Source organism: candidate division KSB1 bacterium (assembly GCA_016214895.1).
In the GTDB taxonomy this organism is placed as follows: domain Bacteria; phylum Electryoneota; class RPQS01; order RPQS01; family RPQS01; genus JACRMR01.
Genome location: JACRMR010000012.1, coordinates 362,659 through 373,980, shown reverse-complemented (window position 1 = coordinate 373,980; position 11,322 = coordinate 362,659). Strand labels below are relative to the sequence as shown.

Below are 11,322 nucleotides of genomic sequence, written 5' to 3'. Positions count from 1 at the left end.
CGAATAGCAAGTTCGTGTAAAAACAGGTAACAAGCAGGCGGGAAGACGAAATATGATGAGGGAATCTGGCACTACTCGGCGCAAGACACTGGCGATCCTGGTAGGCGGTGGACCGGCGCCGGGGATCAACGGGGTGATTCGTGCGGTCACGATTGAGGCTTTGAATTCGGGGATCCGCGTCGTGGGCTGCTTCGATGGCTTTCATTGGCTGATGCAGGGGGATGCGACGCGGGTGACGGAATTGCCTATGGAAATGGTCAGCCGCATTCATTTTCTGGGGGGATCGATCCTGCGGACGAGCCGGGACAATCCGACCAAGGATCCGAAGCAGCTGGAGAACGTGCTGCATTCGCTGACCCAGCTCGACGTGGATTACCTGGTGACGATCGGCGGCGATGACACCGCGTACACGGCGCACAAGATCAGCGAACTGTCACGGGATCAGTTTCAGGTAGCGCACGTGCCGAAGACCATCGATAACGATCTTCCGCTGGCCGGTGATTTGCCGACCTTTGGATTTGAGACCGCGCGGCACGTCGGCGCCGAACTCGTGCGCAACTTGATGGAGGACGCGCAGACGACGAATCGCTGGTACATTGTGGTGACCATGGGCCGCAAGGCGGGGCATCTGGCGCTGGGGATCGGTAAGGCGGCGGGGGCGACGATGATCGTGATCGGTGAGGAATTCCGTAATCGGCAGATCACGTTCGCGAATATCTGCGACGTCATCGAAGCCTCGACGATCAAGCGGCTGGCGATGGGGCGGGATTACGGCGTGGCCGTGGTGGCCGAGGGCTTGCTGGATCTGATCGACAAGGATGATTTGACGCGGGTGGCCGAATTGGACTACGACGCGCACGGGAACCTGCGGTTTTCGGAAATCGACCTGGGACGCTTGTTGAAGAACGAAATCGTACGCCGGTTCAAGGAGCGCAACTCCCCGCTGACTGTCGTGTCGAAAGACGTGGGATATGAGTTGCGCTGCGCGCCGCCGATTCCGTTCGACCGCGAGTACACACAAGACCTGGGCTATGCGGCGGTGAAGTACTTGCTGGACGGCGGGACGGGCGCGATTGTGTCGATCCTCCGGGGTCAGATTATTCCGGTGTATTTCAAGGAGCTGGTTGACGAGCGGACCGGCCGGCTGCGGATTCGGACGGTGGACGTGGATTCGGACAGCTACAAGGTGGCGTTGAAGTACATGGTGCGGTTGAACGCCTCGGATTTTGCGGATGTGAAGAAGACCTCGCGGCTGGCGGTGCATGGCAAGATGTCGCGCGAGGAATTTGAAGCCCGGTTTCGCTACCTGTTGCTCGATCCACCGGTGACGCCGGCCGACCACATGGCGGGAGTGCTGAGCGCGGCGCCGCGGCCGGCCGGTCAGCCGAACGCGATGTAGGCTTCGCGGGACGAGCCCGCATCAGCCAAAATGAACGGGGCGACCGCTGAGGCCGCCCCGTTTCTCATGCAGACTCGAAGCCGACCGGGTCGCGTTTGAGGCGGGGGCGCGCGGATCCGGCATAGGCGAGCAATTGGAGCAGGCGGCCCAGTTGGAATTCGGCAAGCACGGCGAGGTCGCTCAGTTCGTCGCGGCGCGTATCGATTTCCAGCATCGCGGCGTGGAAGTGCGAGGGCGACAGCGAGGGGACGCCGGACGCGTCGAGCAGAGCATGCAGCCGGGTAATTTGGATCAACTCAAGGAATCGCGTTTCGTCGAACCAGAGGATGCCATTGTATTCGTTGACCCGCAGGTAGTGACGCGTGACGTCATCCCGCAGCAGGGCGGCGAAACCGTGAAAGCGGCGGCCCTGGCGCGCGGGATCGAGTACGCTGCTATGGATGGCGAGGATCGCCGCCAGTTCCGCGGCGTCAACGGCGCGGGTCGCATCGAGGTTCAGACGCAGGAAGCGGGCGATCAGGGCATCGACGAGCAGCCACTCGTCGATGGGTGATTCCCCCTGCGGGTGACGATGACTGGAACTGGCCACGATCAGGGCGCGGACGCAGACCGCGCCGAACAGGATTTCATATGCCGTGGGCACGGACCGCTCCGAATCCGGGCCGGTCTTACGCTTGGCGAGCCAGCGGTGCAGCTGGTTGAACTCCTGCAGGATCTCGCCGTGGAGTGCATCCTGATCGGAATCGCGGCCGGTGCGGGTGACGCCGCGGGAGACGAGTTCACGAATGGCGGGGCTGAGCGACGGTTCGGGATCGAACGCGGCGGTCATCGATTCAGCGACAGTCTGATAATGCGCGGGAGTCATCAGTTCGTCAAAGGCGGCGAGCAGCGGAGCGAGATAGAGACGCGCGAATTCGCGGCGGATGCTGGCGACGCCCTGTCCGCCGAGGCGGCGGGATAGTTGCGCGTAGCGTCCTTCGTAGTCGTCTCGCACTTCCTGGAAGTCCATCAAGACCCGGCACTCGTAGGCCTGCAACTCGGCGTAGAAGCCGTCGTGAACAAGTTCCCGTGAGGAGTAGAGATATTCGAGGCCGCGTACCCGATCACGGAGAATGTAGAAGACGTTGGCGTCATCGGGCAAGTCGAGGCCGTCGCGGAGGGTAATCAGTCTTCCGGCTTCAGGGGGGCTGCCGGGCGGCCGATGCCGGGCGGTACTGAGCAGGACCCGTCCGGCCGTATCGGCGAATTTATTATGATAGATGACGAGGGCGCGCCGTTCGCCGCTGCGGTTGGAATAGGCGAACACGTTTTCGTCCACGTGCCCGTCGGGGCCGCGGAAGTCGTAGAGCGCGAAGTTATCGGCGTCGGAGAACAGGTCGCGTTCGCGCAACAGCGGGAAGATCTCGCGCTCATGGCGACGGATGAGCTCGGCATCCGGCTGTTCGTGCACATAGGCGCGGCGATACTCGTGGCCGTATTTTTCGGTGAAGCCTTCGATCTGACCATGGCCGAACATGGGCAACCCGGGCAGCGTGGCCATCATGGTCGCGACGCCGAAGTATTTGTCGCCCTTGCCGAACTGCTGAACCGCCGTGTCCTCGTCCGGGTTATTCATGAAGTTGACGTAGCGCTGGAGAATGCGCGGATCGAATTCGACCGTGTTGCGGATCACGCTGCGGTAGTTCGCGTTTTCCTCGTGCTTCAGCATGTTCATGAACGCGCTGTTATAGACGCGATGCATGCCGAGCGTACGGACGAAGAAGCCCTCGGTGAGCCAGAAGGCTTCGGCGATGAGCAGCGTATGCGGGGCTTCGGCGGCTACGCGGTCCACGACCTCGCGCCAGAATTCAGTCGGCATCAGACCGTCGAATTGTTCCCGCGTCATGCCGTGTTCGGCGCGGGAGGGGATGGAGCCGCCCGCGCCGGGTTCGGGAAACCACAGTCGCTGATAGTGTTTTTTGGTGAGCGTCATCGCGGCATCGAGGCGCATGATCGGGAACTCACGGGCGATCTCGACGATCATGCGCACGACGGCTTCGCGGGCTTCGGGATTCAGGAAATTGAGCTGGGCGGTATCATTCCACGGGAAGCTTGTGCCGTCGTTGCCATGATAGAGATAGCGGGCGCGCCGATCGCGCTTGTCAACGAGTTGGAACACGACGGCGGCATCGGACTGATTCCAATAACCGTCTTCGATGTGAATCTCGAACGCGGGATGCTCGATCAGATCGGGACCGGTGAAGCGGTACGCGGGGTAGGGCGGGTAGTCGAGCTGCAGGAAGCGGTCGGGGTGCTCGGTGACCCAGCGCGAATCGATGCCCATGTGGTTCGGGACGATATCGCTGGCGAGACGAATTCCGTGGCGATTCGCGAGCTCGCGCAGCGCGGCGAGTGCGGCCTGACCGCCGAGGTCCTCACTGATGACGTAGTCGTAAAGCGAGTAGGCGGACGCGACGGCTTCGGGATTTCCGCGCATGTGTTTGATCCTGCGGGAGGCCGGGCTGCGTTCCCAGAGTCCGATTAGCCAGAGGCCGTTGAAGCCCCAGCGGGCAAGCAGCTCGAATTCGGTCTCGGGAATCTGGTCGAGGTGGGTGATCGCGCGGCTGTATTTTTTGGAGAGCTGGTCCAGCCAGACATAGATACTCTTGGCGAGCACGACCGCGCGCGGCATCCAGTCGGTGTCGGGGCTGAACCGTTCGGGTTCGGCGTCGAGCGCGCTGAGTGAACGACGTTGCGCACCGAACATGACTTTGTCCGGGCCGCCGCCGAACTGGGTGAAGAAATCGGGCACGGGGCTATCGCCTTTGCCGGGTCGGATGTCGGAGGCGCCGCGCTTCGTGTCTTCACGAATCAGGTCTTGCGCGCTGAGCAGGCCCAACCGCAGCTCCGGCGGCAGGTAGTCGATCCAGCTCGCACGGATGAATTCCAGTTGTCCGTACAGTGAATCGGGCGAGGCCGTGGCGGGCGCCTCGATCAGCTCGAAGAGGGAGAGGCCGCCGATGCCGGTTTCCGGCTGAGCCTTGAGGAATTCGCGCAAGTCGGAGATGCCGGACAAGTAGCGATCTTGCGCGGGAATTTCGCGGTCGTCGAACAGTCCGCGCAGCGGACTGCAGGCCGGATTCCGGTTGTCCGCGAAGACGAGTAGCATCTGGATCAGGATGGCTTCGCGCGGTGCGCGCGCGCGGTCAGGATCGAGCGGCAGTCGCAGAAAGTCGCGAATCGGTAATTCGCCGGACCGGACTTTGAGGGGCACGAAGCAACTCGCGAATTCGGTCAGTAGGACATCGACCTGCTCGGCGCTCTTGCCGACGGACAGGGCCTCCAGCGCATCCGCGAAGAGACTCGGCTGACGGGTCAGGCGGTAGCGATCAATGAGAGCGCAAAAGATTTGGTCAAGCAGCGCGAGTGCGTACAGCTCTCCGGGTCGCACGCCTTCGTGCGGGGCGGCCTGATGCCTGCGCCACGCGAGTTCGTGCACCGCGCGCACATCGACGCGCAAGCCGTCGGTGGCCGGTGCATAGAGATCCGCGTTGAAATCATGGCGCGCGCGTGAGGCAGCGGTCAGATGGAATTCCACGGGACAGGAAGCGAGAGCGGTGTGTTCGACCATGAGCGTGGGGCGGGTGAGCCGTTAGAGTTGGCGCAACTGAGCGACGATCCGGTGCGCGTCGGCGAGGGCGCGGCTGGCGAGCGTAAGCTGTCGGCGACAGTGCAACATGAGCGGCGCGGAATCGTCGGACAGTCCGGCGCGGTCCAGCGTTCGGCGCAATACCGAGAGTCGATCGGATAGTTCGTGCAGCAGGTTCAGGGCTGCGAGCGGATTGAACTGGCGGCTCCGCGAACCGCGCGCGGTTCGCGGCTGGCTCGCGGCCTGGCGTGGCAGGGACTCCATAGATACCTCCCGTTGGTGGTCATGCCCTCCGCGCTCTCCAAAGCGCGGAGTCGGGGGACTGCCCGGCAGTCCCCCGCAATGCGGTCACATGATAACCATAATTAGGCGGGTTGTCAAGCGGGAAGCAGCGCGGGGTATCTGCGAGTCTTTCGACACAGCTGGAGTCGGTTGCATGGCGGCATCTCGATCCGAGCACACGCGTCGCGGGCGACAGGCGGGTGCGTAACTCACAACGCAGGTCAGCAGCGGTGGAGAGGCGCCGGTGGGTCAAGGTAAGTGTTCTGCCGCATCGTCGGTGGCGTCAGCAGCCGGATTAGCCGAGTGGCGAGTCGCGCGGAGCAACCCCGCCAGATAGAACAGGAGCGAACAGAACAGTCCGGCGTAGATGGGTTCGATGTCGAATGGATACGCATCGCCGATAAGTTCGGGCCAGAGCCGCCAGACCAAGGCGATCACGCCAGAGACGAGCATGGCCGGCAGCACAAGCGGAGTCGAAAAGCGGGCACGATCGGTCCACGCGGCGAGCGTTGGGATCAGCAGGATGGGCGCACTGATCGACCCGAGCGCATGCCAGAGCGCGATGACCGATTCCGACGCGAGCGCGAGCGTGAACGCGCAGACCGTCGCGACGATGAGACCGAAGCGGACCAGGGCGGGCACACGGCCGGGATCGCGCGTGGCGCCGGATTTCCAGATCAGATCGCGACCGAAGGCTGCCGCGGCGATGAACGTGTAGCTGTCAACGGTGGACATCACGACCGCAAGCAGCGACGCGATGAACAGCCCCAGCACCCCCGCGGGCAGGACCTTGTGCGCCAGTTCCGGGAAGGCAAATGCCGGATCGGTGAGTTCCGGCAGTAATGCGCGAGCATAGAGACCTGTCGTCGTGGTCATGAAATCAAAGAGCATCCAGAAGCCCACGGCCGTGAGGATGGCGGGTAACACGATGCGTTCGCTCTTGGCGGCATAGACGCGTTCATAGAAGAGCGGTTCGATCAGCGTCGTCGAGGCGATGATGTACCACACGAATACCGCGAAGAAACCCTGGCCGCCGAGCGGAGTGAACAGCGCGGTCGGCACATGTTCCCGGAGGAAGCTTACGCCGCCGAACTGCGTGACGAGCACCGCGACCATCACGGCAAAGCCGCCGTACATGAAGAGGAATTGCCAAACGTCGGTGCGGACAATGCTGCGCAGGCCGCCACCGTAGATGTAAATGGTTGACACCACGGTCGCGGCGACCAGCGCGACCGGGTAGGGCCAGCCGAACATCCAGGCGAAGAGTTTGCCGACCATGAGCAAATAGGCGGCGGGCATGGTCGTCAGAAAGATCACGAGCGCGGCGAGGCGGGCCGGACGTTGGCCGTAGGCGGTTTCGAGGCGATCCGGGATCGATACGAGCCGGGCCACTCTGGCGCGTCGCGCGAGCAGCGTGGCGAAGAGCAGCGCGTGGAGGTAATAGGGCAGGCCGAAGACGAACCAATTCGACAGTCCGAACTTGAAGGAGTACTCGCTGATGCCGAGAATTCCGCCGTACCACGAAGCGACGAGTGACATGACGAAGGCGGGGGCCGTGAGCGCGCGGCCCATGAGCATGAACTCGTCGGCGTCGCGTCGTCGTTTGACGAGCAACCCAATCAGCGGGAGCGCCACGAGAAAGAGCAGCGGGACGGCGAGATCAATGCCGTGCAGTCTCATCGCGGAATCAGAGGTCAATGCCGAGCGTAGCGTAGAGCGCTCGCGGCGCGCCAACGATGTAGCGCGGCGAGCCGTCATTCCAATCCGCGTAGCCGAAGCTTTCGTACTCGGTGTCGAGCAGGTTGTTCACGCGCAGGCTGGCGTCGATTCCGCGCAGGCCGGCCACGGTCGTGACGACGCGATAACCGAGGTCGAGATTCAGCAGGCTGTAGGCGGGGACGGTCGTGGCGTCCGTCTGCGTGTTGTCGATGTACTGCTTGGCGACGGTTCGCCAACCGATGGCGGCTCGCGCGCCGTGGAACCGGTACTCGGCCCGCAGGTTCGCGAGGTAAGCGGGGTCGGCGGGCAGTCGGTTGCCGTTGCGCGACGCCATGGTGTAGGTGTTCCAATCGAACTCGCGGTAGCTCTGGTAACGATGATCGGTGAGCGCGAGATTGCCGGACAAGGTCAATGCGCGGAGCGGCGAGACGGCGGCGATCAACTCGATACCTTGGTGCAGCGTACGCTCGGCGTTGCCGGAAACCGGGACGCCGTTGTCATCGAGTTGTCCGGAGTAGGGGATAATCTCATCGCGCAGCCGCATCCAGTACAGGTTGGCGCCGACCCGCGCCTGATACCACTGCGCATGAACGCCGGTCTCGAGATTCATGAGCTTTTCCGGACGCAAGGCGGGTCCGACATACAGCTGCTCGACGCCGTTCGATCGAAACCGTTGCGGAGCGGAGTACGGGATGGAATAGAAATCCTGTGGATCGTAGATGTCGTTGAAGGCCGGTTCGCGCTGCGCCCGGGAGAGACTGCCGTAGAGACTGATGGCGGGGCGATTCGCCTTGCTGTTGGGTTCGACGAGGAGGTAGTTGAGTCCGGCGCGCGGAGAGAGCGCGGAGAATTTTCGATCGACCGTGGCATTCCAGAGCCGATCCTGATCCATCAGGTAGCGCTGACCCTGCCATTGCAGATCGAGCATGGCGCGCAGTCGATCCGTCAGCCGGTAGAGTTCATGCGCGTACGCCGAAAAGGCGCGTTTGCGAACGCGATAGTCGTAGTAGTGGTAATTGGGACTGTCGTGTCCGTAGAAATCGCTGGACCAGAGCACGGTTCCGTCATGCCGGGCCTGGTGCAGGCGAGCTTCCGCGCCGAGCATGATTTGACCGTGTGCGTGGTCGATGGTAGCGCGCGGGATAAAGCCCCAGTCCGTTTCGCCGACGTTTCGCCGTCGGAGCAGGTTCAGCGTGGATTGATCGCGTTCGTCGAAGAAATATTGCTCCGCGTCGGCGTCCTGCTTCCACTGATCGTAGTAGCCGTCGCCGCGGAAGAGATAGAGCGTCGAGTTCAGCGTGACGCGGTCGGACGCTTTCCACTCGTCGTGCAGCTCGTAGTGCGGTTGGAAGAAGTTGTCGAGATCGAACGCCGGAAGCGGATTCGCGCGGCGGTCGGAATGCAGCAGCGAATCGGGAATCCCCTCGTAAGCCAGATGCGTTTGCTCCGGTCCACCATAGAAGACCACGCGCGACGTATGCTGTGTGGTGAATCGGGCGGCGCAGAGGTAGTAGCTCCACATTTTGGACCACGCGCCGTTGCGATAGCCATCGGACTCCATGCGCGTGAGTCGGCCGGCGAATCCGTAGCGATCGTTGACGCGGCCGGACGTGTACTGCATCATCGCGCGGCGGGTATTCCAGGTTCCGTAACTGGATTCTGCGCGCAGGCCGGGGCGATCTTCGATGCCGGGCGTGCGGGTGACGAGGTTAATCGTACCGCCGAACGCCGCGGGTCCATAGAGCGAGCTGCCGACGCCGCGCTGGACTTGCACATCCTGCAGGTCTTCGGCGAAGTCGGGCAGATCGATCCAGAAGACTTCATGCGAACCGGCGTCGTTCAACGGAATGCCGTTCAGTTGGACGGCGACGCGATTTTGGGAGAAGCCGCGCATCCGCAAGTAGGAGTAGCCCGTGCCGTTTGCGCCGTCGGAGTAGGCGTTGAGGTTCGGTAGCTCGCTCAGGAGCAGCGGCAGGTCCTGTGCATAGTTCTGCTGTTCGATTTCCGCGCGGCTGAGATTGGAATAGGTCACGGGGTAATCGGCGGACGCGCGCGTTGACAGCACGGTGACTTCGCCGAGCAGATAGCGGGGCGCTTCGCCCGCGGGTTCCACGTCCGCGGCGGAATGCAGTTCGATATTGCGATGCAGGCTCTGCCCGGCGTCGATGATTTCGAGTTCCCAGCGATACGCGCTGAAGTCCGCCGCCGTGGCTTCGACGACAAACCGACCGGGTTGCAGGCCGCGGAGCGCGTATTCGCCGCGCGCATTTGTTGACTCCGACTGTCCGGATTTAAGTACCGTTACGGTCGCACCGGATAGTGGCTCACCGGTCCGGAAGTTGGAGATGATGCCACTCAGCTCAGCGGCCAACAGGGGACTGCTCGCGAGCAGTGCGAGCAGGCAGAAATGAAAGCGGGACATGAAAAAAGCCTCCCTGGGGAAAGATAAGTTCCGCAACGCGAGCGGCTGCGGTCACTTCCCGGAGGCCAACGGGTGTAGCTGGTGAAATGACGCGCTGACCGTTTCCTCCGCCGGCATTATCCGGATCAGGTTCGAGGGTTTATCTCAGGCCGAGTTTTTCGACCACCCCTACGGTTGCGAGAGTCAAAATATAGGGGATTCCGTGGCGGATGTCAAGCGCTGCCTGCGAGTCTATTCCCTCACCGACGCGGGATGGTCGGTCCGGGGAACGCATTGGGGCCTCAGCGAGTACCCAAGAACAGGAGAGCGAACGGGACAGAGGGGCGGTGGATTTGGCGAATTCTCTGCCAAGCTACTAACTGGATTGAAGTTAGACGAAGTTGCTGAAAGAGAGGTGAATTTGCGTACCTCATGCCTCGCGGTATGACCTGAAATATTTTAAACAGCCTAATAATAGACTATTACCTGACAGAACTGGGGCAAGTAGTTATTGACTCTGCGCCCATTTTTTTGTAAATTAATAGGACAATACGAGTCTAATTTAAAAGGATCACAGCCATGTTGGTATCCATGCAAGCGGATTACGCGCTGCGGGTGCTCGTGGACGTTGCCATGAACCAGGCCCAGGGACAACCGGTAGTCACGCGCGAGATCGCGGAGCGGCAGCACATACCGAGAGTCTTTCTGACGAAGATCGTTGCGCAGTTGGCGAGTCAGGGGATGTTGCACACCCAGCGCGGCAAAGGCGGCGGTGTGACCTTGAATGTCGCACCGGAACTGATCAACATTTTGGCGGTGATTGAAGCGTTCGAGGGTCACTTGATGTTCAATCAGTGCGTGGCGGATCCGACCTATTGCCTGCTCTCGCATTCTTGCACGGTACGCGTGTTGTGGGAAGAGGCGGAGCAGCATTTGACGCGGTTTTTTGGCGGGTTGACGTTGGGGGACATTCTGGAGCGGATTCGCGCGGCGAACGCGGCCCGTGTGGCTCCGGTAGCGTTGCAGCTTGATGTGAAGGAACGGCAGGCGGCACCGGCTCGCGTGCGCTGAGCGGTTTGAACGATGGCGGTATCCACTTGGAGCGAATTTGAATCAGCTTGAGGTTCGCAACCTTCACGTGAACGTGGAGGGGCGGGAAATACTGAGAGGCCTGGACCTGACGGTGCCGGTGGGCGAGGTCCATGCGATCATGGGACCGAACGGCAGCGGCAAGTCCACGTTGGCGTCGGCCATCATGGGCCACCCGAAATACGAGGTGTCGGCCGGTGAAGTGCTCTGGCGTGGCGAGAACGTTCTGGAACTGGAACCGGACGAGCGCGCCCGGCGCGGGCTTTTTTTGGCGTTTCAGTATCCGCAGGAGATCTACGGCGTATCGACCATGAATTTCCTGCGGATGGCGATGAGTTCGCGATTTGGCAAGGTGCCGAGCGCGGCGGAGTTCAAAGCGGAGTTGAATCGCTGGCTGGAGATTCTTGATATTACTCCGGATTTCGCGAAGCGTTTTCTGAACGAGGGGTTTTCCGGCGGAGAGAAGAAGCGCAACGAAATTCTGCAGATGGGAATGTTGAAGCCGGAGTTGGCGGTATTTGATGAGACCGATTCGGGCCTGGATATTGACGCACTGAAGATCGTGGCGCGGGGGGTAAACTCGATGCGCGGGCCGACCTTCGGCGCGCTGGTGATTACCCATTATCAACGGTTGCTGAGCTATATCGTACCGGACTACGTCCACATTCTGGTTGATGGCCGGATCGTGAAGACGGGCGACCGAGCGCTGGCGCTACAACTTGAAGACCAGGGTTACGACTGGATCAAGGAGGAGGCGGCGGTTTGAGCGCGCCTGCTCACCCTATCGCGGAGCAAGTTGACGCC

Annotated in this window: 7 protein-coding genes and 1 riboswitch; of the genes, 3 read left to right on the top strand and 4 right to left on the bottom strand. The window is 61.8% G+C overall.

Features of this window, described 5'->3' with window-relative positions:
* The first annotated feature begins 55 nt into the window (after nucleotides 1-55).
* The gene (locus HZB60_07790; protein MBI5059663.1) at nucleotides 56-1,399 is read left to right on the top strand and encodes a 6-phosphofructokinase; all 1,344 of its coding nucleotides are present in this window, start codon (nucleotides 56-58) and stop codon (nucleotides 1,397-1,399) included.
* Between the two features lie 64 nt (nucleotides 1,400-1,463).
* Here the strand turns inward: HZB60_07790 and HZB60_07785 are convergent, their stop codons facing one another.
* The 4 genes from HZB60_07785 to HZB60_07770 all read right to left on the bottom strand — a co-directional run bounded on the left by HZB60_07785 (nucleotide 1,464) and on the right by HZB60_07770 (nucleotide 9,450).
* Complete coding sequence (locus HZB60_07785; protein ID MBI5059662.1) at nucleotides 1,464-4,976, bottom strand: alpha-amylase; 3,513 nt, start codon at nucleotides 4,974-4,976, stop codon at nucleotides 1,464-1,466.
* Between the two features lie 54 nt (nucleotides 4,977-5,030).
* Nucleotides 5,031-5,291 (bottom strand): hypothetical protein, encoded by a 261-nt coding sequence (locus HZB60_07780; GenBank protein MBI5059661.1) that lies wholly within the window; start codon nucleotides 5,289-5,291, stop codon nucleotides 5,031-5,033.
* Nucleotides 5,292-5,558: 267 nt separating this feature from the next.
* Nucleotides 5,559-6,989: a sodium:solute symporter family protein gene (locus HZB60_07775; protein MBI5059660.1), complete on the bottom strand. Its 1,431-nt coding sequence runs from the start codon at nucleotides 6,987-6,989 to the stop codon at nucleotides 5,559-5,561.
* Nucleotides 6,990-6,996: 7 nt separating this feature from the next.
* Nucleotides 6,997-9,450: a TonB-dependent receptor gene (locus HZB60_07770; protein ID MBI5059659.1), complete on the bottom strand. Its 2,454-nt coding sequence runs from the start codon at nucleotides 9,448-9,450 to the stop codon at nucleotides 6,997-6,999.
* An 85-nt stretch (nucleotides 9,451-9,535) separates the two neighbouring features.
* A riboswitch (TPP riboswitch) is annotated at nucleotides 9,536-9,630 on the bottom strand.
* Between the two features lie 378 nt (nucleotides 9,631-10,008).
* Between HZB60_07770 and HZB60_07765 the strand changes: the two genes are divergently transcribed.
* Both HZB60_07765 and sufC read left to right on the top strand, forming a co-directional pair.
* Entirely contained in the window at nucleotides 10,009-10,500 is a 492-nt protein-coding gene (locus HZB60_07765) for an Rrf2 family transcriptional regulator (protein MBI5059658.1), read from the top strand.
* A 37-nt stretch (nucleotides 10,501-10,537) separates the two neighbouring features.
* On the top strand, nucleotides 10,538-11,284 hold the full coding sequence (gene sufC, locus HZB60_07760; GenBank protein MBI5059657.1) for a Fe-S cluster assembly ATPase SufC: 747 nt from the start codon (nucleotides 10,538-10,540) through the stop codon (nucleotides 11,282-11,284).
* The last annotated feature ends 38 nt before the right edge of the window (nucleotides 11,285-11,322 follow it).

Coding starts and splice junctions, on each gene's coding strand:
- HZB60_07790 (MBI5059663.1), top strand. CDS start 56: ATGAGGGAATCTGGCACTACTCGGCGCAAGACACTGGCGATCCTGGTA.
- HZB60_07770 (MBI5059659.1), bottom strand. CDS start 9,450: ATGTCCCGCTTTCATTTCTGCCTGCTCGCACTGCTCGCGAGCAGTCCC.
- HZB60_07765 (MBI5059658.1), top strand. CDS start 10,009: ATGTTGGTATCCATGCAAGCGGATTACGCGCTGCGGGTGCTCGTGGAC.
- HZB60_07780 (MBI5059661.1), bottom strand. CDS start 5,291: ATGGAGTCCCTGCCACGCCAGGCCGCGAGCCAGCCGCGAACCGCGCGC.
- HZB60_07775 (MBI5059660.1), bottom strand. CDS start 6,989: ATGAGACTGCACGGCATTGATCTCGCCGTCCCGCTGCTCTTTCTCGTG.